The following is a 26,652-nucleotide window of genomic DNA, read 5'->3' as shown; positions in this document are numbered from 1 at the left end:
TAGTTCAGTTAACTCCTATAAATAGTTCCCAATAACTAGTTGTCAGCTCCGTCATACCGGAAGCTGACAACTAGTGAATCATATGTTTATTTAAGGCCACATCGCGAGATGTGGCTTTTTTAGTTTGTCCATTTGTTGATAATTATGAATTTATTTTTAATATCTATATAATTTTCTAAAACAATAAGACCAATATTAGTACAATCGATAACCACCTTGTCAATTATAGACTTTACATTATCCCAAACTATATCCCAAAAACCAAGACCTATTTTGGGTCGTGCTTTCATATTTGTGGGAGCAAAAAAGACAATGGTCAATATTACTAATTAACAAGTTTACAAATATGTTCTTAACAAACGATGTCCCTGTTATGAATTGATAGTACGAAAAGGTATTCGTAAATAGAGCAAACGTTTGTGTACTAAAAAAATGTTGAAAATTTTTATCTCAATCCATACATTGGTAATACTTAATGCGTAAATGATCATTACTTAGTTATCATTTAAAGTAATATCTTTCGAGGATAAGTAACCAAACAAGAACCGTAAATATAAACTTAATGAGATTTTTAAAGGAGATAGTAAAATCTGAATCCGCCGTAAAAATTGCCTGCGCATGTATTCTAAAATTTTATCAAGTAAAATTTACATCTTCCAATTTATTGTCATTGATTGATGGACATAATGATCCTCATTCTATGTTGGCAATAAAAGATGTTCTTGATGAATATAGCGTAAAAAGTCTCGCTATTTTGAGAAAGAATATAAAATATGAAGACATTGAGACACCATTCGTCAGTGTAATTCAAAAAGAAGACTGGCCAGCTGCTAGCTTCACGGTGGTTATCGCAGTAAATGGAAATAAAATTAGCTTTCTTGATCCTCAAACCAATAACCTGGATACAGCAGAAATCAGCTATTTTGAATCTATTGATAAAGATGTTTTACTGCTTCTCGATGGTAGAACGAAAAAAGATGAATACAATTATGAGCAAAATAGGATCAATGAGAAAACAAGCAATTTTTTTTCAAATCTACCCTTCTATCTTGGAGGCTTTTTAATTTTAACCCTACTTTTTCTACAAATATTTATTTTCAAAAATACAGCCTGGATTTCGCCAATTTTTCTGTTGACTTCAACAATTGGGACACTCTGTTCTACACTATTGATATGGCATGAAATTGATGCTTTTAATCCACTTATAAGAGAGGTCTGCGGCAGTCTCGGTAGCAAATCAAATTGTAATGCTGTACTTTCATCCAGAGGAGCGAGGTTTCTTGGGATAAGCTGGTCCATATGGGGATTTGCCTACTTCTCTTCATTTTTTTTATATCAATTACTGTTTGCGGATTCTGTTTCTCATGTAAGCCTATGGTCGTACATATCTTTAATGACATTTCCTTATGTTATTTATTCCTTATACTATCAAGCTAAAGTAGTCAGGCAATGGTGTCCTTTATGTTTAATTGTTCAGTGTGTTTTAACATTTAACGCGTGTGCAAGTCTTATATATATATCGGTTCAAAATAACTTCACGGAGTTTGGTTTAATGCCTTTGATCAATACAATTTCAATTTTTTCCATTTCTCTGATGCTAACCTATTTCCTTCTACCTGTTTTGAAAAAGGCTCAACAGGCTAAAAACCATGAATTGCAATTGAAGAAAATACGTTACAGGCGAGAAGTATTTGACGCATTGCTCTCCACCAGCAATTCTATTACACAGTCTCCAGAGGGGCTTGGGATACTCCTTGGAGACCCGAATGCAAAGAATGAAATTATAAAAGTCTGTAATCCGTATTGCGGGCCCTGTTCAAAAGCCCATCCAGAATTAGAAGCCATTGTAGCCGGTAATCCAGATACGAAACTCAGAATTATTTTTTCTGCAACTGGCGAAGACTGGGATATAAAAAATGCGCCTGTATCCCTCTTTCTAGAGATACAGGAAAAAATGGGGGACCAAGTAGCACATACTGCCCTAGATAAATGGTATGCTGGTGGCTCAAAGGATTTTAATAAGTTTTCTGAAGAATACCAATTGGATAACTATTTAGTACATCAGCATCATAAAATACGTGAAATGAGGGAATGGTATGATACAATGAAAATAAGAGTGACTCCGACGATATTCGTTAATGGACGTGAAATGCCCGATGGTTATAGGGTAAAGGAGCTAAAAAATTTCTTTTTATAGAGTCTATATAGATCATTGTTGCGGTTGCAAACGTAACAAAATATAAGCTGGCAACTTCAAATGCCCTCTCAAGATGTTCCGGAGCGAATGAACATCATCAGAACAAAAAATATAATTATGAAAAAAATTTCATTAGAAAATTTGAACTTGAAAGAGATAGAACAACTATCTCGTGAGCAGCTAAAAGATGTTTTAGGGGGATGGTCTATAAGCACAGCACAAACTGGTGGCTCTACAGTAAATTGTAATGATCACTCCGGAGATCCGGAAAACTGTTCAGGTAGCTGTGAGATATCCGCCGGAAATCCCGGCACATGTTTGACGGAATCCAACGGTTGTTATTGCGGCTAAACATCTGGTAGAATAACTGGAGCAGTAAACTCCAGTTGTTCTACTTTTAAATAATAAGAACTGATATGAAAATCCTGCTATCCTTACTACTTCTCATTGGCAATAGCTTTTACCTATTTAGCCAAAATATACTAAGAGTCGATATCAACGGGAAAAAATATGCAAACCTTATTTTAAAAGTCAATGTAGAAAAAGAGGTGCTTTTCTTTGAGGGCATCGAAAAAGAACCTAATTCATGGGTCTTCTCTTATCCCGACAGCGTGTATAAGAAAGCAATTTTCTTTAGCCTTTTTTCAAAAGAGGATTCTATTCAAAATGATATCGTCCTGCATCAAAAGGTAGAAAACAAGGAGCTCTTTTGTATTTCCTGCTTTTATTCTCCTAAAAGTACCACTGTTCTGTCTTATGACTCAATAGGAAGCTCTTCTTATAATGCACTAGCATATGATTTTCGAGCAAAAAGGCGTGTCATGACTAAAAATATACGGGATCATTTTAGTATAATTCACACTGATGATAGTGAATTAACCGCTGCAATGGTCTCAACCGACTCAAAGTTCTCAGAATTTAAGCAAGATAATTATACAAATAGAATTGATGAATTCCGGACTATTGTCAAAAGATATCCCAGATCTAGTGCTTTAATGGCCCGATTAGCTTTAAATGCCAATCGATTCTCTGATAAAAATGATCTACGTTCTATTTTTAATCAATTTGGGGCTAGTCTTTTGGAGACTTTTTATGGGGAAAAAATACGGAATTATTTAATGGATAGATTTCCGAATAGCCTGCTTTTAAATGTTGCTACGGGCGCTACAGAACCTATTATTTTAAAACCAGAAATTCCGACTTTAGTGGTCTTTTCTGCTTCATGGTGTATTCCATGCCATAAAATGATACCACTGGTTAAAGAAATAAATAATGATTTAGGTGATAGATTAGCAATCGTTTATATATCTGTGGATCTCGAAAATACGAGAGATAATTGGAAAAAGATGCTCAAACAAGAGAAATTTCCCTTTCGGAGCCTCTTTCCAGTTAATGTAAATGCTTTCAAACAGCGTATCGGTGCGACATCTTTGCCGCTATGTTACCTCGTTGAAAAAGATGGTTTTTTTTCAGCTGTGGAGATCAGATCACAAGCCGGGAAAAATAAACTGTATGAAACAGTTATGAACTAATTTTATCATGAATAGTACAATTTTCCTATCAGCGCAACCCGACAATATTTATTTTATATGGCAATTGGAACTACAGTTGCGTAATCTAAAGTCACTAGCTATAGATAAAGAAGCTATTCATGTTGTGGTAGGATATAACCCCAAAAGAGGTATAAATCCAGCGTTCAATAAATTTATCAATGACCATTTGGATTTTGCGCAGTTTTTCCTTTACCCAGACAATCGTATTGAGCCCTGTTATACATCTTCTATACGCCCACACATTCTGAAACAGCATTTTTCAAGCTTTAGTGAACTTCAATTCAAGACAATCTTTTATCATGATTCGGACGTTCTTTTTTCAAGAATACCTCAAACTCCAAAATCCGATATTAATGAGTGTTTTGTTTCTGACACGAGAGGCTACCTCGATCTTAACTATATAAGACGGGTGGCAAACGAGGCTCTTTTGGACGATATGCTGTCAATTGTGGGCTTAGATAAAAGCATAATTGAAGGTGAAGATGCAAATACAGGTGGAGCACAGTATATATTAAATGGGATCGATGCCAATTTTTGGGATAAGGTCGAAAGAGATGCTGAATCTTTATATCTGTGCATGCGAGAATATAATGATAAGTTATGGCAAAATAATTATGAGCAAACAAGGGAATATCGGTCAAAAAAAAGGGGGATACAGGCCTGGTGCGCAGATATGTGGGCTGTGTTATGGAATCTATGGTTAGTTGGAAAAAAAGTGTCTATTCACCAAGAACTCGATTTTTCTTGGCCCTATAGCCCGATTGAGCAATGGACAACGAGAGCGATTTTGCATTATTCAGGAGATGTCAAACGCAAGGAAGATTTCTTTAAGAAAAATGAGTATCTCAATAGGGTTCCCTGGTATGACTGTTCCCTTTTGTCTATCCCCCAGCAAAACTGCAGCTCAAAGATCGTAGAATTCATACTCCAAAGAAAGAGAGAACTGGACAGTCAACGAAATAGCTATTTAAAATCTTGTTTGATTTTAGAGATTGATACAATCGATAATAATATTATTAGCGATTTAGATTTATTTCACACAGTTATTTCCAAATATCTTAATATTTCATTTTATGTTTTAACAAAATTTGGAATAATAGAACCCAATGAAATACATCAACCTATTTTAACATATTCAGATTTACTTCCTGAAAATTATCAGCAAGTTATTTTTATACCGATAGCAAGTATACCCGCCATCAAAGATCTGAAGGAGATGTTGCGTATCGGAGAAAAGGATAATCTAAACAATACTTATCTCAAAGTTTTACCCAATAAAAATTTGCATGTTGACGCTTTGTTTAAAGAGGTATTTACTAAAGTATTAGATTTTGAAGTCTTGTCAGCCAACCAAGGGAAATTCAATCAGTCTCTTCCACGAAAGGCGCATGAAATTCGAATCCTAAATTTTAAACATGGTTATTCAGCCTCTAAATCAATTGGAGATCTTCTACATGATCCTACCATCTCCAGAAAACATTTCGGATATGTACTTGATTCCACTTATAATTTTTCTTAAATCATGGTAATAACCGATACAAATAATACCTATACAATATTGTCTACGATTATTGAGGATATCTTAGACAAAAAAACCATTAGTACATTGGTGGAAGATTATGTTTCAACTGTTCTTTCCAGGAGTGAATTTAATTTTGAAGGCGGCGTCCTCGGACTTGGCTGGCTGATTGCATTTCTACTTAATAGAGATTTTCTAGTAGGAGAAGAGGATGAAATACTTGAAGACTTTGATGATCAAATTTATAAACTGACTATAAAAGAAGTTCTCTCAGCACAGCCAAACGTTGATACATTATTAGATTTTATGTCTTATTACCAATTGAGGATCAATCCCAAATCTATTACCGCTCCATATTATCGTCGATTTACACATTTTGAATGTATAAAATTAATTATTCAACGCTTGAATCAATACCTAACAGAGGAAAAAGGTGATGATGTAGAAGCTAAATTGAACATTGTACTTCGATATAGTTATCTGTCCGGAACAACTGTTTCGGAGAGTTTATTTGAAAACGAATTTTATAAAACTGTTGAGGAAATCCTTGATTTTATAGAAAAGGAAGATACAGCGCAAATCCCGCATTCAGATCTATCCAAATTATACGTTTGTGTGCATCAGTATAATAATGATTTTTGGAAAAATAAGATAAGGCGAAAATTGAAGGATATACCTTATCGTTATACATCTAAAATATGGAATTCTGTTATAGCCGATTGGAAAGACAACTATATCTGTATTCCACACTCTGGTTTATTTTTAGATAATAATGAGCGGGGTAAATTTCTAGTTTATCTTTTTTCAAATTTCAAAAATGTTCAGATTACGTATGCAAACAATTGAAATTTCCATTGTGATCCCATTGTACAATAATCGGAAGTATGTCGAAAAAACGATCGAAAGTATTCAGCAGCAGACTTTAGTCTGCTGGCATTGTTTCATTATTGATGACGGTTCAACAGATGGAGGAAGGCAGATCGTCGAAGATAAGATACAAGACGACTTGCGGTTTTCATTATTTAAAAGAGAAGAATACTCTTCTCACAAAGGTGCAAACGTGTGTCGTAATTTAGGACTGTCCTTTTTGAAGTCGGCATATGTGATGTTTGTTGATGCTGATGATTATTTGTCTAACAATTGCTTACAGAATAGGCTAGCTTATATAAAAGAGTATGGCAGTTTTGATCTATATATCTTTAAGACAGCATTTATTGACACAGAGGAGCGAATCAGAGGGGAGTTTAAAGTCTTGGATCAGGATATCCAACGTTTGATTGTAAATCTGGTAAAACATAAAATACCTTGGCATACAATGTCCGGAGTTTGGCGTGTTGGTTTTTTAAAAGCAATTGGCGGTTGGAACGAGCAGTATGAAAGGTTGCAAGATGTAGAACTCAATCTGAGGGCATTATTAAATAATCCTAAAATAAAGTATGCGCATCTTTCAATAGATAGTTTTTATAGGTATGATAATCTGACAATTGAAAAGCAGAAAGCTGCAAGAATGGGGTTTTGCAGATTAACAAAGGATTATTATAAACAATTTCTTTCCTCTGCAATTTTGAATAAACACAATAAATCTAAAGTAAATAGCGAATTTCAGAAGCTTATTGAACGTCAGCTCGTACATTATCTCTATAACGAGACAGAGAAAGATCCCAAATGGGAATCCCTATACTTAGATACCTTATGTGCGCTGGAAGTATCAAAATCTGATATCGAATCTGTAAACAAAATCTTTGATAAATTTCAACTATAACTTTTTATGAAAAAGGCATTTTATAAATTTTTTATTGTGATTAATTTATTGACCATTTCGGCACTAGTTTATGGACAAGACCTTAAAAATAGGTTGGTATTAAACTTTTACGATGGTCCTAATTTGGACGGTCTATCCATGGAAATCAGGACTCTTGAAAATGTTAAATATATCTTTTCAGCGGACATATCGGATAAATCAAAATATATTTTTGAATATCCCAAGCGTCTTTATGATTCCATCAGTCAGATAGATCTAGGCTTTTATGGCGAGAAATATGCTGTAAAAAATTACATAGGGTTTAGTGTGCCATTTAAAGAGGATACGGTAACGTGTGCAGGCTGCCTCTTCTCCAATAAAGATATTGTTTTGGATCTTACTTATCTAAAAACGGATGTATATCCCAATAGCATCCGGATCAATCCGAGCACTGGAAGTGTGGAAAGAGTAACAGCAAAGCGCCATCTCTATTCACCGAATGATATCGATGCCGAATTGCTCGTTTCGGCTGTTTCCATGGAGTCTGGTTTTTCCATGTTTAACAGGTCACCCAAAAATAAGGGAAAGACTTACGCGACGATGCTGGAGGAGGGGTTAAACTTGATTCAAATGTTTCCAAATTCCAGTACATTGTTGAAAAAGTTATTTTCAACATTAAATTTTTATAAAGAGTCAGCTGATATTAAACCACTTTTTGAGGCTTTTGATTCAGATATTCAATCTAGCCCTACCGGACAGCAAATCAGGAGATATCTAGAAGCCAAGTTTGATAATTTATCGTTAATTAATACATCTACCCGGAAAACTGAGAAAGTTATTCCAGACAAATCCCGGGCAACGTTATTGATATTTTCCGCCTCCTGGTGTATTCCATGCCATCAGATGATTCCTTTGGTTAATCAGCTTTATGGACAGACAAAAGAAAAATTAGACATTGTCTATATTTCAATTGATGAACCCCAAACAGAAAAACTATGGCAGCAGATGATCTACGATGGAACCATTATTTACCGAAGCTTATCGGCGATGGATAACGTGAAAGATGTTAAAAGAAATTATCTGGTTGATCTAATTCCCTTTAGTTATATCGTAGAAGCAGATGGAAAATATCGATCTATAAATATCCGCAAAAAAGATGCATACGAGCAACTTGTGACCAATTATGGTCAATAATAAAAATACTATATAGATGAGTATCCGGTCGGTTGCAAACGATCGTATAGACAGTCGAGCAGCTGCTAACAAGCTCTCCTAATAAATAGCCTGGGAGATGTGGCTATTATACTTTTAATAATTATAAATCAAAAAAAATGAAAAAAATTTCGTTGGCAAATCTAAATCTCAAAGAAATAGAACAGCTTTCTAGAGGGCAGCTAAAGGATGTTCTTGGCGGATGGAATGGTGGTACTAGCCCAGAGACTAACCCCGTTACAGCGGATGAAAACGGATATTGCCCAGTAAATGGATCTGGTGATGACTGGTGTTCGGGTTCATGCACGAATGGCGGAACTTCCGGTACATGTGTTAATGTTGAATCGAACGCCTGTGTATGTCAATAATACATAGATAAGCATTTAGCTGTTAGGCCAAAGGATATTAATCTTTTTGGTCTAATAGCTAGATGTATCAAAATCATTATATATATGATATGTCCGTTTTGTTTTGGGATTCATACAGATCTTCTTCCGGTCGGAGTTGATCATCCTGTTATTGTTAGGAAGAAAATTATAGGTGCTGGCTATAGATTTGTGAAATGTCCAACATGTGGTTCCAAGGACCGGGACCGTTTGGTGTATACTTTTTTGGTTGATTATCTTGGTGTATTCAAAAAGCAATTTTCAATATTACATATTGCACCCGAAAAGGTAATTTTAAAAAGACTTACCGGTCATGTTTATGATTATGTTACCGGTGATATTGATTTATCACGTTATTCTAAAAGCGATAATATTCGACAGACAGACCTGCTGAATACGGGGTTTTCTGATGGTAGATTTGATTTAATCATCTGTAATCATGTTTTAGAACATATCGTAGATGAGCAAAGAGCTTTACAAGAAATTAAACGGATACTTAAGGTAGGAGGTAGTGCCATCCTCCAAGTTCCAATATCACCTTTACTTCAAATTACAGAGGAGGATCCTAAGATAATAACCAATAAAGATAGACTTGAACATTTTGGTCAGCATGATCACGTCAGACTGTATGGAATAGATTATGAGGATCGTTTGAAGAAGATCGGATTCAAACTACAGTCATTCTCTCTATTTGAAAAATACCCAAATTTTGGCTTAAATCCAGAGGAGAAACTTTACCTGGCGAGCAAATCCGACGATTAAAATGCTGTTTTAAAGTATGGAATTGATAGAGAATATTTTTATACCAACATATGTAGTCAATCTACGAAAACGAGTAGACAGATTGGCGCATATAAAGAGAGAATTTGCAGGTAGAGAAGAATTCAAGGTCACTTATATGGAGGCCGTCGAAGATACTATTGGTGCTTTAGGTTTATGGAAATCCTTAGTAAAGGTTATTCATGAAGCAAAAAATGCCGGGGATGAACTTATAATTTTCTGTGAGGACGATCATCAGTTTACATCCAATTATAGTAAGCAAAAGCTATTTGAGATTATCCAGGAGGGGTATAAATTAAATGCTGAGCTGCTAATAGGAGGCTCGAGTGGAGGATTTAAGACTTCGCTGCCAGTTTCGGAAAATCTTTTGTGGGTACAAAGTTATTGTTCAAATCAATTTTTGGTGATCTACAAACGATTTTTTGACATCATTCTTCAGAAGATGGATTTTGATCCTAAAAAGAAGGTTGACAATACAATTTCAGATTTAGCGCTCTCAAAGTTTGTCATTGTGCCTTATCTCTCCAATCAGAAATGTTTTTATTATTCAGATGTGACCATGTTTAACCAGTTGTATCCCGAAAATCAACTTGAGCGCTTTACTGAGGCCGAGCAAAATCTTGGTAAGATTATGAAAATCTATCAAATGTTTCGTTCAAAGCTAACATAATGTAAACTAAAAGCTATGAAAATCAGATTAACTACTTTTGCAAGACCAGATCAAGATCTGCTTTTTCGGTTCTCACACCGTTATCTACAGGGAAAGAATAAATGGAAAGATCTTGAGTTTGTTACCGATGATCATTATGACCGTCTGGTGATATTGACTTTTCCTCATCAGCAGACACTTGAGAAAGGATACGATGAAAGGAAGAGTATTACTTTTATGACCGAATCCAGCCTTTCATCCTTTGCGCGGCAGCACCCCACCTCACGGATGATGAATGTGCATTTGCATTTGCCATTTTTTCCAGTCAATTTTTCGACCGATGGAGAATCAGATCGTGTTGATAAAACCGAGCTCCTATCGGCCGTAGTCAGTGAATTAGCTGGATTTCCTGGGCACAGAGCTCGTCTGGAATTCATTTTAGCATTGGACAAAGTATTCAAGGACGGTTTCGATGTTTATGGACGTCCATCACATGGTAAGTTTTTTAATCTTCTAAATAATTATAAAGGGTATTTAAAAGATAAGTATGAAGGCTTATGGAGATATACCTACCATGTAGCTTGCGAAAACGCTTATGAAAATGGATATTTTACAGAGAAAATCGTAGATCCCATTATTACAGAATCATTGTGTTTCTACGCAGGATGTCCTAATCTTGCAGAATATATTAATCCGAAAGCGTTTGTTCGGATTGATCCTTATTGTATTGGTTCATCTTTGGAAACCATTATTGCATCTGTAAGAGACAATATATGGGCAAAGAGACTGCCCTATATCTTACAGGAAAAAAGACGCTTTCTGACCGATCTTCATCCCATGAACATGATCTGGATGGCCGCGCATGATAAAGACCTGGGCAAATTATATAATAGCTCGTTGTGATAAAGAGATTTCCTCATTATAAGCAGATGGTCGTGATGGATTGCGGTGCTACATGTCTTCGAATGATGTTTAAATTTTATGAACAGACGATTTCAATTCATAAAATCAGAAAACTATGCCAGACCACAAAAAACGATGTCAAGCTATTAGAAATTAATGAAGCTGCAGAAAAATTAGGTTTTCGGACTTGTAGTATGCGATTAAGTTTGAATCAGTTAACATAGATTGAACTTCCTTGTATACTGCATTGGAATCAAATTTAATCCCTTAAATAAACGGAGATTAGTCAAGGATCTTCTGGACTTAAATATGATAAGGATTTAATTACAAAGACGTCTCATAATAGTAGTAACGATGGAATTTGGATCGAGAAGCGAAGTTTTGGAGAGATCGTTTCATAAATACTATATCATCTGCTTAAAAAGTAGAAGTAGACTTAAATACTGCTAAGAACATCGTTGATTTTACTATTAATATTTAAATATTTTTTACAAAATGAAAAAAAGCAAGCACATAATTATTTTGATATTGGCTATTTTATTCCAACAAGGGATTATAAAGGCACAGTGAACAGACAAAAGAGAGAAACCCACCATACCTATTGAGGTTAAATTTGGGACGATTACTAAACCGAACAGGAATGATTCCGCGATGGTTGCTTTCCCAACACTTGGTCTATTTTCAAACTAAGGTTTATTATTTAAATAATTAATCGATGAAAAAAATATTTCTTTTTATCTTATATTAGCGCATGATGAGACATTGTTCACTTATTGTACTATCGTTTTTAATGTTTTGTTTTAATGCAGTTGCCCAAAATAAGGACATCCTGCATTTAACAAATGCTTTTATTGATACTGTTAAATCCAATGCATATTCCAGGGCCAATGTAAATTGGGATTCTATTGCTCCGATTATCATCAAGAAAAGTTGTGGTATCAAAGAAGCTAAAGATTTGCTCCCCTTATTCAAGATGGTTCTGAGCGATCTTCGGGATGTGCATTCCTCTCTACAATATCATGAGACCGATACGAGCATTCAAGAAGATTTTATGGTTCAGTTGAGGCAGATGGCGAAGATGACTGATGCAGATGCAGGCCTGCCTCCCAAAAATTATCAATCTTATATGATTGATAAAAAATATGCTTATATAAATATCCCTCCAGTTCGGTTGGAGCAGGCAAAATATATAGATACCATTGGAAAACAACTCAAATTTTTGGATGATAATAATCCCCAAGCTTGGATAATAGACCTTACCGAAAACAGTGGCGGAGCCAACTACCCCATGATATGGCATTTTGCGTCATTAATTGATGTCGATTACAGCTATTCAGATGTTTTGAATACGGGGGAGGAAAAGAAGATTTCGGTAGTTCTTAAACCAGAAGGTGAACAAGCTAAGCAAGTATACGATATTTTGGAGCTAGATCCCAAAAAACGTCCGCCAATTAAATTGAAGAATACGCAAGTTCCCATTGTTATTTTGACCAGTTATTATACCGCCAGTGCTGCCGAGGCATTTTTATTACATTTTAAAGGACAGAAAAATGTAATAACTGTTGGTCAAAAGACACAGGGTCTCACATCAACCAATCAATATTATGAGATTGGGAATAATTTTTCGCTGGATTTGACTATAAGTGTTTTAAAAGATCGTAATGGGAAAACATATAAAATTAATGAAGGAGTGAATCCTGATTTTCTTTTGCCATTTGATCTTTCAAATATTAAAACCACGAATCAATTATTGGAAGCTGTGATTAATAAGAAGAAAGACTACATTGAAAAAGCTTTGGAAATTATAAGCAAGCCAAGTAATTTCTCTTTATGAAAATACATAGATTCACATAGCATATTTTTACAGCAAGCGATCATTATTCAAATAAAGACCATAAGATCATTATAACAGTAAAAAATAATCATTGCAGTGAGTCTTTTCACCTCCCCATTCCCACCATTCACCGAGTTTTCCTGATCGTTGGTCTAAAGCCCATAGGCTAGGGGCGTATTGTGTTGTAGTTTTGAGTCAACAAATAAGAACAATATAACTAACACAATAAAATAAAGACATTATGAAAGCATTAATAAAAACATTCACAGCAGCAGCCCTAATCGCAGTATCCACTTTCACAATGGCAGCTGAAGGACCAGGCTCCAAATCAGCAAAAGCAAACGTTAACCTTTCAACAGCAGATTTTGCCCTTGAGCATTATGTTGCGGTAACGACCGAAGGCGATGCGGCAGGCGTAGAGCAATTATTTGCTGAAGATTTCAGCCAAAAAGTTCAGTCGGCAAATGCAAAGACCAACAGCCGGAATGAAGTCGTTAAATACTTGAAAAAACAAAAAGGCGAGAAGCTAAACTGTACAGTTAGTACTGACATCATCGAAGAATCAGCAGATTATAGGGTAGCCAAAGTAACTCTAAAATTTGAGAACTTTACCAAGACTGATCTTGTGACTTTGGTGCGTGAAGGTAATAATTGGAAAGTAACTAGTTCAGTTAACTCCTATAAATAGTTCCCAATAACTAGTTGTCAGCTCCGTCATACCGGAAGCTGACAACTAGTGAATCATATGTTTATTTAAGGCCACGTCTTGAGATGTGGCTTTTTTACATCATGCTCTTTTCTTCTAACGTTTCACTGCATCGTAATTTTTATGCGGATTTATATAATTTCAAAATATTCGTTTGATTCGAAAACTTGGTTGTCAATCAATATTTTTATTTTTGTCTTTCCTTTTTTGTTGACCGTAGGAACCATAAATTCCATTTCTCCAAGTTTGACGGATATAGGGCTAACCTCAATACCGCCGATCCCGATTCGGTAATAATTTGTCTTTGCACCCCGTACTTTTAATTTGACAATATCTCCAGGAGCTCCTTTGGTAGGATAGAAGCTATCTATACTCAATCCGTTTACTTTTATGACTTTACTATCAACCTCAAAAAAATTGCCACCATACTTTGCATAGCCTATTTTTACATTATTATCCCCTTTTAAAAGGGTAAAAGGACATGGGAATACAAGTTCACCATTCTTGGGAAAGCCAAAATATACCTCGAAGTCACCCGATTTGATAACATATTCTTGATTAGGAAGGAAATTCCCTTTTATACGTATCGGGTCTTCATAATAACCAGTCCCAGCGTCTACAGCAGTAATACGAAGGTTTTGAACGATCAATTGGTCATTGATTTTAAGATCGCCGTATACGTTGCTATTGATGGCTATAGGATATTTTCCTTCCGGAATGTCCCCAATATGTACCGGAATATCCTTTTCAAAATTAATCATAGCAAGATCTCCCTCATACTTCCCTATTGCTAATTTATACTTGCTATTGACAAGATATTTGAAAAAATCGAGTCCTTCAAGTTCTGTATGTCCAAAAGGGTGCACTATTTTATACTTTAGCGCTGCTGTTTTCATATCAGGAACCTCAAGATTCCATGTTTCTTTGAGGTAAATTGTATCCTGCCCCCAGATGTAGCCTAATTTATAGGAATGTCCATTAAGCGGGAGGTAAGGAGCATAATAATTGTCTTCATAGCGCAGTACTTTGTCACCTAAAATAATTTTAAAATCATGATATAAGTAATCTGATAACCCAATAGCCTTCAGCTTGATTGGATCTGTATAATAGTGTGTCCCCGGACTCGGCGGCAATAACCGCGCAGCAATTTTAAAACTTAATAAATATTGCCGCACTTCCTGATAATTTATTTTTTTTGATAACACCATGCGAGCTTCGGCCCCATGGTATAGATTTTTACTGGGCATCGTAAAAGTTAGCGATTCTTTGTCCTTGTCCAGCGTAAAAGGGATTTCATTGTTCTGACCGTTGTAGGCATCCCCGATAGAGAGTTTAAACAAATCATCTACCTGTTTAAATTGGCCCTTGATCGTGATGATATCACCGGGACTGGCATATTGTATTTTGGAATTGTCTACCCAGATGTCGTTGACCGTAAAATATACAGGTCTTCCTTCGTATGTATTTTTATCAGTCTTTACATAAAAAATATATTGATAAAATTCACCGATTTTGAAAGTCGATTGGAGGTCATAACTTATTATACCCACTTTTGCTTGTTTTCCTAAAGAGATCGTTCTGAAGGTTGTTTCTTCCCTTAATGCAATCTTAAAGCCATAGTCAAGAATCTGTTCATCATTTAGATAATGGATTTCGCCGTATAAAATGGCGTGATTGTTTCTGAGATCCCCGGCCTCTAGCGTACCTACTGTAATTGGTGTTTTATCGATTACCTGTTCATCCTTCTTACATGAACCAAGAACGAAAAATAAAAGAATGATGTAAGTGAGTTTGATAATGTGCTGCTTCATGGTCTTTGATTATTGGATTTCTAACAATGTTTTTGCTTCAACTTTTCCATAGTTAGTATCCATCCATACCTTATATTTGCCCGGTTTTATTCCTTGAGGAATGTTGATTATTCGTTCATTTTCATTTAACGTATATGCATATACCTCTTGCCCCCCAATGTAAAATTTAAACTCATTGGACAAGCCTTTACCTTCTAAAATGATAGCGTATTCACTGGTGATCTTGTGTGGACTGAAATCCGAAATAATAGGCATTTTTATTTCGATGGTTTTCTCTTCGGGGGCATAATACTTTTTGCTATCATAGTATCCATGGTAATAGGTCTTGATTTTATACTGGCCAGGTCTGAGCTGCGGTATTTTAAAACTAACGAGATTATTTTTCAATTCACTGTTATATACAGCATTTTCGCCCGAAAATTCTAGGTTGTAACCTACTGTATTGTAAAAGTTTCCTGTTAGCTGGACCGTATCTCCGGAAAAAAATATGTTTTGATTGATAGCGTCCCAATGTAATTTCTTCACTTCAACTTTCTTTTTGCTGGTGACAGTGGATAATCCACTTGTCAGGGTAACCGGATATTTTCCGTCTTGGAGATTATTCGGGATAGTCAAATAGGTGCTGTTGCCGTTATTCCCGATAGATCCTGTTGCAGCCAAATTACCTACAAGTATTTTGGAGATTTCATCACCAAAATATTTATAAAAATCAATTCCTTTAGCCTCTATCATGCAGCCAGGATGGGTTAGTGTCGTTTCTAACGTGATATTGTCTGCTGAAGGTTGTTCGAGTAGGATTTCTTTATCGAAATAGATGCTATCGCGGCCATTGGCATATCCCAGTCGAAAAGATTCGCCCTTGAGCTTCGCTATTTGGCGGAAAAATATATAATTTGTAAAAGGGATGCGTTGGTCATCGATCAATAGAAATAAGTCATCCGCATAACCATATTGGGGTAAACCGATACCATTGATCTGAATACCCTCATTAAAAGCGAAACTATTTTTACTCGGTTCGGTGATTTTAGCAACTATTTTTGTTTCGATCAGCTGTTTTGAACTTACATATTCGCGTCCGTTAACCGGTTTTTGAAGGGTAATCGCCAATTTGTTTCCATGATAATATCCACTTTTTGGCAGGGTTACAGCTAAAGTTGTTTTGTTATCTTTTAGCGTAAAAGCTAACCGTTGTTCGGTATTTCCGCCAGCAATTAAATAGTAATTTTCCTTAAATTGCTTAAAATTTCCTTTGAATAATACGGTCTCACCAAGATAAGCCAATACAAGTTTGTTGTCCGTGACATTAATATTGTCGACATTGAAACGGACAGGCTGACTTTTGTAAAAACCTTTAGCAGTCTTGACATAGAATTCATATTGATAGATTAAATCCAGATCAAAAGGTTCTTTTACGGTCAAAGTAAAGTCTACTGTTTTGCCGTTGATCAATTTTTGTTTGCCCGCGGAGATCTCCTGTAGGATGGTACTTCCGGATTGTTTAGTCTCGGATAAAATAAAGCCTACATCCAAAATTTCTTCCTTATTTGAGGTTGTTATTTCACCATGCATGGTGACTTGGGAATCTGTCACGTCCGAAGGTGCCATAGCAACTACCGTCATTGGCGTATTAATAACGACGACTTCCTCCGTTTTCTTACAGGCCGATAGCGCTGCAATGATGGAAACGCCAATTTGTATGCGTCGAATGATTCTTTTCATAATAACTTTTCTATTGAACTTCGAAATAGTCTGGTGATAGCAGAATTGTATTTCCATAGGCGGAGGCTGAAATCCGCACTTTTCCTTTTGTCTGAAAAGCAGGAATGGTAATCGTGACCTCGTCTACACTTTTTATGAGCGGGTATACTTGCGTATCGCCAACCCGGATCATATGGGCCAAGCCGATTCCCTTTCCTTTGAGCTGTACAACAGTTCCTGGCAGCCCGGTTTTTGGCGATAAACTGTCGAAAGTCATACCCAAGCTTTTAAATGACAATGTTTTCGGATGCATATACAGTCGCCATCCGGTTTCCGTAAATTCGTTGTACACAATATGGAGTGACTCACTTTCTTGAAAGAATGTCTGGACCTGAAATGTTAATTTACCGTCCTCGCTACATACCACCGGCATTTTAAAGAAATCATCCCCGTAAATCGTGTACTCAAAACCTTTGATGAAATTTCCAGTGAGCGTTAGGTAGTCGCCCACATAGGCCTCGCTTTTATCAATAGATGTCCAGTCAAACTTTTTGATCTGTATCGTCTTTGTACTTTCGATATTAAAAAATCCATTGTCCAGGCGTAATTTATAATGCCCCTCCGGAATATTCTTAATCGGTATCGAAATGGTTTCCGTTGGATAATCGCCATTTACTTCCATCTCATTAACCTGATATTTCCCGAAATAATATTTTGTCTGGTACATATCAAAGAATGAATAGAATGAAAAACCATTGACAATAGCGTGCGTATTGGGGTGCACTACTGCATTGACAAAATAGATGTCTGCGGGATTGGGGGACCGAATGATATAGTCAGCCGAGAATAATACCGAGTCTCTGCCATTTTTATAGCCAATTTTAAAGCTTTTTCCCACTAACCCTTTCAGGTCTTTGATAGCAATTTCCCGTGTATAGGGAATAGTAATGTTTCCAATGATTATCTGAAAAGACTTGTCGTTATCTCCAGAGTATGGTAAACAGGAACCATAGAATCGTATCAGGTCTGTAAAACCATAGGTCAGTATTGCCGGTGGAACGAGTTTACCTAGTAAACTGATTTGAACCAATTGTCTGTTGAAAGAACCATTTGCTGAATTTTTCTGTAAGTCTATTCTCAGCTTTTTACCATGTTGAGAACCTTCAACATCCGGGATCTTAAAGGTTAGGCTCTTACCGTCTGGTGCAATTTGATAATCAATTTGTTGGGTTTTATCTAATCTACCATATAATTTATAGTTACCATCCAGCATAGAAAAGCGACCTTTGAGACGCACTTCTTCACCCGGCATTCCCAAGATCTCCGAGGGTGATTCTACCTGCATACCATCCATCTGAAATGAATTCAATGAGCCTTTGAAGAAGCCATTTTTAGTCTTGACATAAAAAGCGTAGGAATAGACTGTATTCATGTCAAAATTTTCTTCGGGTTTATAGATGAAAACAACATCTTTATCGGTCATTTTCTTACCTATCGGAATTTCCAGCTCAGGCCCGGCATATCCGTTATTATCTTTTATGCTCAATATAAAGCCGTATTCTAGAATATTGGGAAGCATAGCCATTTCAGCCACCGTTCCATGGAGCACGATCGAAGATTCCGTCATTTTTTCAAAGCTTCCGGTGACTGCACTTATTTGGGTGTTCGTGGGAGGCTCTGTCTTATTTTCTTTCTTGCAGGCCGTCAAGATGCAGCATAATATTGCTATTAACTTCACAAATTTTGTTGTCCCCGCTTTAGCGTACATTTTCATAAATTTTTTGGTTATAATAATTCAAATGCCTCTTTGCATTCAATCCAATCCGTTTTGTATTGTGCACTGATGCGCACCTTTCCTTTGAAGATGGCATCCCTGGGTATAAATACTTGCGGTTCGTCTATTGTTCCACCCACTGAGATCAACCGGACGCCACCCATAAAAATCGCACAGTAGGCCAGCCCTTTTCCTTTTAATGTGATAACGTCGCCAGGCTTGCCCGATTTTGGATATAAATCATCAAAGATAGGAGCGAGGACTTCCACTTGATGTTCGGTGGGGAATACATGCTGTTTGCCATGATCATCATTGTACATCACCGTAATTTTTACTTTTCCCGGTTTAATATTGGGGATATCGAGCGTAGCACTACCATTGGAAACCTGCAAGCTCTCATCTCCCTGGTCCCCGAGTCTGGCATAGTAGTGATCTCCCGCAATGAAATTACCCGGAATTTTTATCTGTGCACCATAATATCCTTTTGATGAGCTTGCTCCGGTTATTTTTAAGGACTTTACGACAATTTTTTCTTTACTTTCAAATCTGGCGAAAGGTCCTTCCATAATAAATGGATAGTTTCCATCCGGAAGATCACTGATTGTTATTTTATCATCACCGTTCCATGTTGCATAGTAACTGGCGCTTTTGCCGCCTACACTCATCGTTGGCATAAAACTATAATTATATGGAATAATACCTGTGACGGGAATCGACCGCCCTGGGTGGACAAAGGATCGACGGATAGCCAAATCTGTAGCTTTTGGGGTATTTAGGGTAATCTTTTTGTCGAAAATAACGGTATCCCGTCCATTATAATACCCGATTCTGTAGGCCATTTTGGGCTGATCATAGATCATGTCACTCAGTAATAACTCTTGATAATAAGGGAACAGCTTATCACCAATGATGACATAAAATGACGAAGCCCGGTCTGGGGGGAGTCCAACTCCCGACAGGCGCAGGTAATCATTGTAATTATAATTATATTGCGTGGGTGGGGTGAGTGTTCCTAATATGCTAACCGATGCTAGACCGATATCGCTATTTAAATTTGTTACGCCTTGGATTGGACTTAGATAGAAACTGAGATTTACGCCATGACGATACCCACCTGGTACCGCAAATGTTATTTTCTTCTTTGTGGCGTCGATGTTATAATCTATTTCTATAGGGCTGTTGTAATCGCAACGAAGCTTATAGTTTTCCTTTTTTACATCTTTGAAGTCACCGCTTACTGTGATTGTCTCCCCAGCGGTAGCCAATAAGCCGGTTTGATAGTCTATAAAAACATTTGATAGCTGAAATCTGACGGTTTCACCATAATAAGTACTTTTGTCCGTTTCGATATAAAATCTATATTCTCCCCGACCAGTTTCGAGGACTTCCGCTGGCGGTTCAATTTTCTTCAGTACCTTACCAATCTGAATGGTAGTTCCCAATGAATATTTTTTTTCTGCATTCGAGGTTCCAAAACCAGATTTCAATACGAACCCATGATCCTTTATTTTTTCACCGTTGAGATACAATACACGGCCCGCAAACACGATACTCTTCCTGTTGGCAGCATCAACGCCTATAGTTTCTAATTTTAGGGGCTGATTTTCTACTGGAGTGGGTTGTTCGCTCTTTTTGCAACTAAAGCAAATCATTAAAATTAAAAAATAGAGACCAAGTGTTTTCCCTTGGGATTTATTCACCTTGCTAGGAGGAGTACTTTTCATTTTTTTATTTGGCTAAATAAGTAGCCAAAGATATAATTATTTTTTTTACCTACAGTATCTTACCTGCCCATTTCAGCTATTCACCGAGTTTTCCTGATCGTTGGTCTAAAGCCCATAGGCTAGGGGCATATTGTGTCGTAGTTTTGAGTCAACAAATAAGAACAGATAAACTAACACAATAAAATAAAGACATTATGACAACGCTAGTAAAAACATTCGCAGCAGCAGCTTTAATCGCAATCTCTACATTCGCTATGGCCGCAGAAGGTCCAGGTTCAAAATCAGCGAAAGCAACCGTTAACCTCTCAACAGCAGACTTTGCTTTAGAGCACTATGTTGCGGTAACGACAGAAGGTCAATCAGCAGGAGTGGAGCAATTGTTTTCGGAGGATTTCAATCAAAAGATCCAATCGGCAAATGCACAGTCTCATAGCCGTGAAGCAGTGGTTAAATCCTTAAAAAAACAAAAAGGTGAGCGCTTGAATTGCGTAGTAAGTACCGATATTATTGAAGAGTCAGCAGATTATATGGTAGCCAAGGTGACAATGAAGTTTGAGAACTTTACCAAGACTGACCTTGTGACATTGGTACATGAAGGAAATATCTGGAAAGTATCCAAATCAATCAATTCGTATAAATAAGAGCCATCCCTTACAAATATATAAGTTGTTAAGCCACATCCAATATGTGGCTTTTTTTTTGAGCCATGTCATACTCCGATTTTTCGATTGTTTCGCTTTACCGATAACATTGCCTTAGTTTCCCTCATTTAGGCGCCCACTGAAGCCTAAGTTTGTGTAAGAATTTAAAACAACAACATTATGCCAAATCAATTTCTTATCAAAAACACCATAGCAGATATGCGTGATTATTTGTTGCAGAATTCACAGCATTAACAAATGGAACTTGTTCAGGCGTACAGCTTTTAGGCAATTATCAGGCAGGAGACACACCTGCTGCAATCGAATACTTTCTTTCGACAACAAACGGTTCAGACAATGGCGGGAGCATTATTGCAACAGGAGAATCAAATTAGAACATAGGTTTCTAGCAGCAGTTAACCCACTTTATTTTGGTGCAAAAGCAGGATTAGATACCGATGCAACCCTGGTTATACAGCAAATTTTTAATTCCGGCAGTGAGCGATCATAGTGATGATATATATCTTTGTCTGAATAATCAGCATGTTGAGTGATGTGGCTTCTACGTAAAAGGGGATAGAGCTCATCAGTGCATAATGTCGCATATAGCGCTTACGACCTATCTCGTTTTTATCTATCTAATTTTATTTTTTATTTTTTGGGACAATTGCGTTTCACTCCCGTTTACCAATATACAAAGCAATTATAGTGATTAACAATTATCATTCAACAAACCAAATTTTTTAAAGTATGACCTCTAAACATCTGTTGTTATTAAACATGTCTCTATTTGAGATTATCACCTCCATGGTGTTTGTTTTAATTATCTCTTTACTTATCTGGAGATTTTTTAAAAAGTAATGGAGATTTGTAATCTATGGATCTATGTGAAGATTTAATGTTTTTTATAAGTTAAATAAAAATTATTGTCAGTATTATGAAAATTATTGTACAAACCTTAGTTATTTTATTGGTAACAGTAATTGTTATGACTTCTTGTCAGAAAGAAAACAATAACAATCCATCAGTCAATAAATTAGAAAGTGATATTGTCTCCAGATTAATATCCGAGAAAGATCATGATGTCATCAGCCTGAGTTTCGGTACGCAGCTCGATTACAATCAGCGGTATGAGTTTGTTATTAAAAGGTTAGCCATCATTGAGTCCACCGCGAAGTTAAGTGATGAGCAGAAAATAGTTATAAGAGAAGTCATAGGCCTTTTGAAACCTGAATTTTATATACCTAATTCCAATGCGAACAAAATCTTTCTCAATAGCACATTTTCTCCATACAAATCAAAGATAGCATCCCTTTTTACGTTGGATGAGATGAAATCAATCTTTGCATCATTTGATCATCCAGCAGAAGTTCAAAAATTAGTTGTCTCGTCACTTGCTGAGATCAAGTGCGGTGAAAATGAGTATTACACCGAATGTATGCAGGGGACATTGCCCTGTAAAGCTGGATGTGAATGTAAGCCAGGTTATGTCAGAAATACGGAAGGAAAATGTGTCGATATAAAAACCATTGGCGAATGCAATTGTACACAGAGTGATAATTGGTGTGGAAGCGGTATCTCATGCCTTACAAGGAGCTGTAAAAGTCCAATAATCGGTTGTGGTTGGCTTACTCTAAGTACATGTGACGGATTATGCAACAATTGATCATAAAAATACTTTTTTTTCTAGGTTATACGGGCTTTATATTTTTTTTTTCCACACTTATTTCAAGGAGTGGAGTTGTTAGCCATCTCTATATGTACCCTATCCTATATATAGGATATTATGCTGCTTTATTCGGGATGAATAAGAAGTATGGGATCAGAAAACACCTTGTTCTTTATAGTATACCTATATGCCTTTTATCTGGCATTGGATTGTATATTAATTTTCAGGACCTATTTCCGCAGATATTTCCCATGATCACCTTTGTATTTGCGATATCACTATTTAGCCTAATGTGTAATTCAAAATTACTAATAGGCTTAATATTTTTTTTATTGGTATTGATAAATCTAACATTATATCCCACATACATTGCGGGGAAATTTATTACTTCAATCGACAAACCGTTTTTGTATACGGATTATGAATTTCTAAATACGCAGGGTAAATCAGTAAGAATTACGGACAAATTAATACTCATGGACTTTATGTTTCTTGAATGTAAGCCCTGCTGGCAGAAGATTGCTTATATGAAAGATGCAAATTTCAAAAACCTGAAGATTTACATTATTATCAATGGCAAGATTAATAGTAAAGATCAATTCTATGCATTTTTTAAGGATAAAAATGATTTCAGTTATCTCTATGATAGAGGTGGAGAATTATCGGAAAAAATGGGTGTTAAAAGTTTTCCTACTGAATATCTCATTTATAATAATACTATACTTTTCTCAGACAATGGCTTTATTCCAAACACGAAACAACAATATATCAAATATAGGCAAGATCTTATCAGCCATATTACTGATAATAGGCAGTAGCTGCTCAAATAAAACCCAGACTGGTCCAAGAATTGAATATTCGTCTGTAAAATTCAATTCTATGGATTCAAAGATCATGTATTCATTTCATTTGAAGAATGAGGGTGATTCTAACTTAATTATTGATTCAGTTTCTACAGGATGTAACTGTACAGATTTAAAAATTAGCACCAAAATAATTCCTCCGAATAAACAAGCGGTCATCACGGGCATATTGGATAAATCAGGCTACAAAATATCCGATACAATCTATACATTAGTATTGATTAAAAGTAATACCCAAAATATTTTAGATTCAAAAAAAGTAGCTTTTTATTTTAGCCGCGATTCAATAGTCAAAGTGATTGAATAAAATTCTAATATTCTTAACCGTAGCTGTGATTTTTGATGGGAAACTTCCCTAATGCAACTCTTGAGTAGACATCTTCAAATTTCAGATACAAATTGCTAGCTAATTATATGTTTATTTATGGCCATGTCAAGTGATGTGGCTTTTTACGTCAAAAGGGCCTGATGTTAATCAGACCCTTTCTCTTAGCGTTTACTTGTACGGTAATTTTTATGTTTCCTATCGTTTCCTCTTTTTTGTTTCGTCATCCAATCCTTTTTATGACAATTGGATTTTCAATGTACGACGCCAATTTTTATGATGGTACCTTCTGATGAAGGATCGCTTGCTGCCGGTTTGTATGATAAGAACAATAGCTGATTTATCTCTTCCATTAAATCTTGTTCTGTATTTCTGTAAGCTGAGCATTATCAATCATGAATTTAACTAAACATTTAGGTAAAATTGGCAGGATATCATTATGCAAAAAAAATGATTTTACGGCTATTTTAATTTTCCAAAACTTTACGCTCTTTACTGCGGAACTCTTTCAATTCACTAATAAAATCATTTAGTGATTCTTGCTGTACATGGTCCATTACCACAATTTTATACCAATTGTTATCTTCGTCGTGCGAATCCGGAATCAAACCAAATTTAACTGCTAGCTTTTTGGGCAAATCAGCTGATTTTATGGTAATGATATTCATATGTGAATCCCTATAAAAGCCAATTCCCAATTTTTCGAGTTCCTGACAACATACTTCTGTCCGGTAGTTCAGAATCTTCATTTTCTCTAACCATTGATGTGGGCCATAGGTCTGCAAAATCATCCAAATTGCCACTGCGTTTGCTCCAGAGCGACTTCCACTCAAAGTGGTGTCCATTCCATTGACATATTTCGCTTCTTTGGTAAAAACATTGTCTATCAATCCTTTTCTCGTGATAAATATACCGGTTCCATAAGGGGCTTGGAGCATTTTATGGGCATCCATGGTCACCGATGAGACGTGTTTATTGTTGAAACCGACATTATGGTTTTGATTGACAATTGGATAGATAAATCCCCCAAATGCCGCATCTATATGAAGTTTAAAATTAAGATCATATTTTATGAAAACTGAGGCATAATCATCTGGATTATCAACACTTCCAAACATGGTGGTGCCTGCATTTGAAATAACGATAGCATACTTTTTGCCATTTTTCACAGCTTCATAGACATGCTTATCCAGTTGATCCGACAGAATTTCTCTGGTATCAAAATCGACCGGAACAATCACAAGATCAATATTCAATAAATTTGCAGCTTTATTGACCGAATAATGTGTGTCTTGCGATGCAATTAGGAAAATTTCATTACAATTGGCATTAAATGTATTGATGAAGAAATTTCTGTACATCCAACATGCTTGTATATTGGCTTCTGTACCTCCAGAGGTAACATATCCATCGCAATCTTCTTGAGATTGTAATATATCTTTACTTAAGATTTGAATGACATCTTTTTCAATATCTTGGGTGCCTTGAAAAAAAGGTTCCGATTCTCCGACAGTATGACAACCAATATGGTTAGGATTCTGCACAATTGTCTGCAGGAAAGGAGCTTCCTTTAAAAATTCAGCCTGTTCATAAAAAACTCTTCCATCCAATTTTGTTCCGGGAAGCCCTAATACGGGACTTTGGCTATAATTGATATTCTTAGCAAGTGCTTTGGATATTAGTTCTTTTTGAATCTCAACCCCAATTTTTTTCCAGTATTTATATTCTTTCATTTGGTGTTTTAAATTATTAACTTCATTTAGTCAAAATATAAAGCCGATTGTAAAAGTCATTAATTAGATGAAATTTTCAAACTGTTATTTTTAAAACAAGAAAAAAAATGATTTAGTGGATTTTTTACTGTTAAATATTTGGAAAAAAGCGGAAAATTGACTTACCTCTAATACGATGCTCTTGCTGGATAGCGTGCGTAAATCATGCTGAAATCTCCTGCTTCCAGTTTTGCATATCCTATAGTTTTATCATGTGAATAGATTACAGCAGTTGGATGTCTAGTCTTTTCACCTCCCCATTCCCACCATTTACCGAGTTTTCCCGATCGTTGGTCTAAAGCCCATAGGCTAGGGGCATATTGTGTTGTAGTTTTGAGTCAACAAATAAGAACAATATAACTAACACTATAAAATAAAGACATTATGAAAACTCTAGTAAAAACATTCACAGTAGCAGCTTTAATCGCAGTATCAACTTTCGCCATGGCCGCTGAAGGACCAGGTTCAAAATCAGCAAAAGCAACTATTAACCTTTCAACGGCAGACTTTGCTCTTGAACATTATGTTGCGGTAACGACTGAAGGAGAGTCAGCTGGCGTAGAGCAGATATTTGCTACCGATTTTAGCCAAAAGGTTCAGTCGGCAAATGCAAAGACCAACAACCGCGATCAAGTCGTTAAATACTTGAAAAAACAAAAAGGAGAGAAGCTTAATTGTGCAGTAAGTACAGACGTTATCGAAGAGTCAGCAGATTATATGGTAGCCAAAGTAACTCTAAAATTCGAGAACTTTACCAAGACTGATCTTGTGACGTTGGTGCGTGAGGGGAATAGCTGGAAAGTATCCAGTTCGGTCAACTCCTATAAATAGTCTCCAATAACTAGTGGTGAGTCCAGTCAACTCAAGACTGACTACTAGTGAATCATATGTTTAT

At 36.1% G+C, this 26,652-nt stretch carries 24 protein-coding genes; 19 read left to right on the top strand and 5 right to left on the bottom strand.

The features are described 5' to 3' along the window. Positions 1–562 precede the first annotated feature (562 nt). The 14 genes from ABFX33_RS01795 (at position 563) to ABFX33_RS01730 (ending at position 13,462) form a co-directional block, all read left to right on the top strand. Positions 563–2,197 (top strand): vitamin K epoxide reductase family protein, encoded by a 1,635-nt coding sequence (locus tag ABFX33_RS01795; RefSeq protein WP_346083922.1) that lies wholly within the window; start codon positions 563–565, stop codon positions 2,195–2,197. A 117-nt stretch (positions 2,198–2,314) separates the two neighbouring features. Next, on the top strand, positions 2,315–2,548 hold the full coding sequence (locus ABFX33_RS01790; protein WP_147420418.1) for a hypothetical protein: 234 nt from the start codon (positions 2,315–2,317) through the stop codon (positions 2,546–2,548). A 260-nt stretch (positions 2,549–2,808) separates the two neighbouring features. Then, entirely contained in the window at positions 2,809–3,729 is a 921-nt protein-coding gene (locus tag ABFX33_RS01785; protein ID WP_346083920.1) for a TlpA family protein disulfide reductase, read from the top strand. Between the two features lie 7 nt (positions 3,730–3,736). Beyond that, a complete protein-coding gene (locus tag ABFX33_RS01780) occupies positions 3,737–5,269 on the top strand; it encodes a hypothetical protein (protein ID WP_346083918.1) in 1,533 nt (510 codons plus the stop codon). Positions 5,270–5,272: 3 nt separating this feature from the next. Next, complete coding sequence (locus ABFX33_RS01775) at positions 5,273–6,115, top strand: hypothetical protein (protein WP_346083916.1); 843 nt, start codon at positions 5,273–5,275, stop codon at positions 6,113–6,115. Then, on the top strand, positions 6,102–7,031 hold the full coding sequence (locus ABFX33_RS01770) for a glycosyltransferase family 2 protein (RefSeq protein ID WP_346083915.1): 930 nt from the start codon (positions 6,102–6,104) through the stop codon (positions 7,029–7,031). The genes ABFX33_RS01775 and ABFX33_RS01770 overlap by 14 nt, the downstream gene beginning before the upstream one ends. 6 nt (positions 7,032–7,037) lie before the next feature. Further along, positions 7,038–8,204 carry a TlpA family protein disulfide reductase gene (locus ABFX33_RS01765; RefSeq protein ID WP_346083914.1) on the top strand — a complete coding sequence of 389 codons (1,167 nt, stop codon included), beginning with the start codon at positions 7,038–7,040 and terminating at the stop codon, positions 8,202–8,204. 137 nt (positions 8,205–8,341) lie between these two features. After that, positions 8,342–8,590, top strand: a complete 249-nt coding sequence (locus ABFX33_RS01760) for a hypothetical protein (protein ID WP_120259728.1) — start codon at positions 8,342–8,344, stop codon at positions 8,588–8,590. 84 nt (positions 8,591–8,674) lie between these two features. Then, on the top strand, positions 8,675–9,370 hold the full coding sequence (locus tag ABFX33_RS01755; RefSeq protein WP_346083912.1) for a class I SAM-dependent methyltransferase: 696 nt from the start codon (positions 8,675–8,677) through the stop codon (positions 9,368–9,370). Between the two features lie 16 nt (positions 9,371–9,386). Next, positions 9,387–10,058, top strand: coding sequence for a hypothetical protein (locus ABFX33_RS01750; RefSeq protein WP_346083910.1), 672 nt, complete (start codon positions 9,387–9,389; stop codon positions 10,056–10,058). 15 nt (positions 10,059–10,073) lie between these two features. Continuing rightward, positions 10,074–10,940: a hypothetical protein gene (locus ABFX33_RS01745; RefSeq protein ID WP_346083909.1), complete on the top strand. Its 867-nt coding sequence runs from the start codon at positions 10,074–10,076 to the stop codon at positions 10,938–10,940. Next, entirely contained in the window at positions 10,937–11,164 is a 228-nt protein-coding gene (locus tag ABFX33_RS01740) for a cysteine peptidase family C39 domain-containing protein (protein WP_257092738.1), read from the top strand. The genes ABFX33_RS01745 and ABFX33_RS01740 overlap by 4 nt, the downstream gene beginning before the upstream one ends. 527 nt (positions 11,165–11,691) lie before the next feature. Further along, the gene (locus tag ABFX33_RS01735; RefSeq protein WP_346083907.1) at positions 11,692–12,774 is read left to right on the top strand and encodes a S41 family peptidase; all 1,083 of its coding nucleotides are present in this window, start codon (positions 11,692–11,694) and stop codon (positions 12,772–12,774) included. 241 nt (positions 12,775–13,015) lie between these two features. After that, the gene (locus ABFX33_RS01730) at positions 13,016–13,462 is read left to right on the top strand and encodes a nuclear transport factor 2 family protein (RefSeq protein WP_346083906.1); all 447 of its coding nucleotides are present in this window, start codon (positions 13,016–13,018) and stop codon (positions 13,460–13,462) included. A 149-nt stretch (positions 13,463–13,611) separates the two neighbouring features. Here the strand turns inward: ABFX33_RS01730 and ABFX33_RS01725 are convergent, their stop codons facing one another. Genes ABFX33_RS01725 through ABFX33_RS01710 form a run of 4 tightly spaced genes read right to left on the bottom strand, consistent with a single transcriptional unit; the run spans position 13,612 to position 20,487 of the window. Continuing rightward, positions 13,612–15,291: a hypothetical protein gene (locus ABFX33_RS01725; RefSeq protein WP_346083904.1), complete on the bottom strand. Its 1,680-nt coding sequence runs from the start codon at positions 15,289–15,291 to the stop codon at positions 13,612–13,614. Between the two features lie 9 nt (positions 15,292–15,300). Continuing rightward, on the bottom strand, positions 15,301–17,010 hold the full coding sequence (locus ABFX33_RS01720) for an IPT/TIG domain-containing protein (RefSeq protein ID WP_346083903.1): 1,710 nt from the start codon (positions 17,008–17,010) through the stop codon (positions 15,301–15,303). 10 nt (positions 17,011–17,020) lie between these two features. Continuing rightward, on the bottom strand, positions 17,021–18,757 hold the full coding sequence (locus ABFX33_RS01715) for a hypothetical protein (RefSeq protein ID WP_346083901.1): 1,737 nt from the start codon (positions 18,755–18,757) through the stop codon (positions 17,021–17,023). A 17-nt stretch (positions 18,758–18,774) separates the two neighbouring features. Beyond that, a complete protein-coding gene (locus ABFX33_RS01710; RefSeq protein ID WP_346083900.1) occupies positions 18,775–20,487 on the bottom strand; it encodes a hypothetical protein in 1,713 nt (570 codons plus the stop codon). 194 nt (positions 20,488–20,681) lie between these two features. Here ABFX33_RS01710 and ABFX33_RS01705 point away from each other — a divergent pair, with 194 nt between their 5' ends. The 4 genes from ABFX33_RS01705 (at position 20,682) to ABFX33_RS01690 (ending at position 23,967) form a co-directional block, all read left to right on the top strand. Then, the gene (locus ABFX33_RS01705; protein ID WP_346083899.1) at positions 20,682–21,128 is read left to right on the top strand and encodes a nuclear transport factor 2 family protein; all 447 of its coding nucleotides are present in this window, start codon (positions 20,682–20,684) and stop codon (positions 21,126–21,128) included. A gap of 937 nt (positions 21,129–22,065) precedes the next feature. Continuing rightward, positions 22,066–22,794: a bacteriocin fulvocin C-related protein gene (locus ABFX33_RS01700; RefSeq protein ID WP_346083897.1), complete on the top strand. Its 729-nt coding sequence runs from the start codon at positions 22,066–22,068 to the stop codon at positions 22,792–22,794. 479 nt (positions 22,795–23,273) lie between these two features. Continuing rightward, the gene (locus ABFX33_RS01695) at positions 23,274–23,615 is read left to right on the top strand and encodes a TlpA family protein disulfide reductase (RefSeq protein ID WP_346083896.1); all 342 of its coding nucleotides are present in this window, start codon (positions 23,274–23,276) and stop codon (positions 23,613–23,615) included. A gap of 61 nt (positions 23,616–23,676) precedes the next feature. Continuing rightward, complete coding sequence (locus tag ABFX33_RS01690; protein WP_346083894.1) at positions 23,677–23,967, top strand: DUF1573 domain-containing protein; 291 nt, start codon at positions 23,677–23,679, stop codon at positions 23,965–23,967. Between the two features lie 485 nt (positions 23,968–24,452). Here ABFX33_RS01690 and ABFX33_RS01685 read toward each other — a convergent pair whose 3' ends face one another. Next, the gene (locus ABFX33_RS01685; RefSeq protein ID WP_346083892.1) at positions 24,453–25,718 is read right to left on the bottom strand and encodes a pyridoxal phosphate-dependent decarboxylase family protein; all 1,266 of its coding nucleotides are present in this window, start codon (positions 25,716–25,718) and stop codon (positions 24,453–24,455) included. A gap of 423 nt (positions 25,719–26,141) precedes the next feature. On the opposite strand from ABFX33_RS01685, the gene ABFX33_RS01680 reads away from it, so the two are divergent. Beyond that, positions 26,142–26,588 carry a nuclear transport factor 2 family protein gene (locus ABFX33_RS01680; RefSeq protein ID WP_346083891.1) on the top strand — a complete coding sequence of 149 codons (447 nt, stop codon included), beginning with the start codon at positions 26,142–26,144 and terminating at the stop codon, positions 26,586–26,588. Positions 26,589–26,652 lie beyond the last annotated feature (64 nt).

Source organism: Sphingobacterium ginsenosidimutans (assembly GCF_039536865.1).
Taxonomy (GTDB): domain Bacteria; phylum Bacteroidota; class Bacteroidia; order Sphingobacteriales; family Sphingobacteriaceae; genus Sphingobacterium; species Sphingobacterium detergens.
Note: the sequence above shows the minus strand (reverse complement) of the source record. Positions and strands in the feature narration are given on the sequence as shown.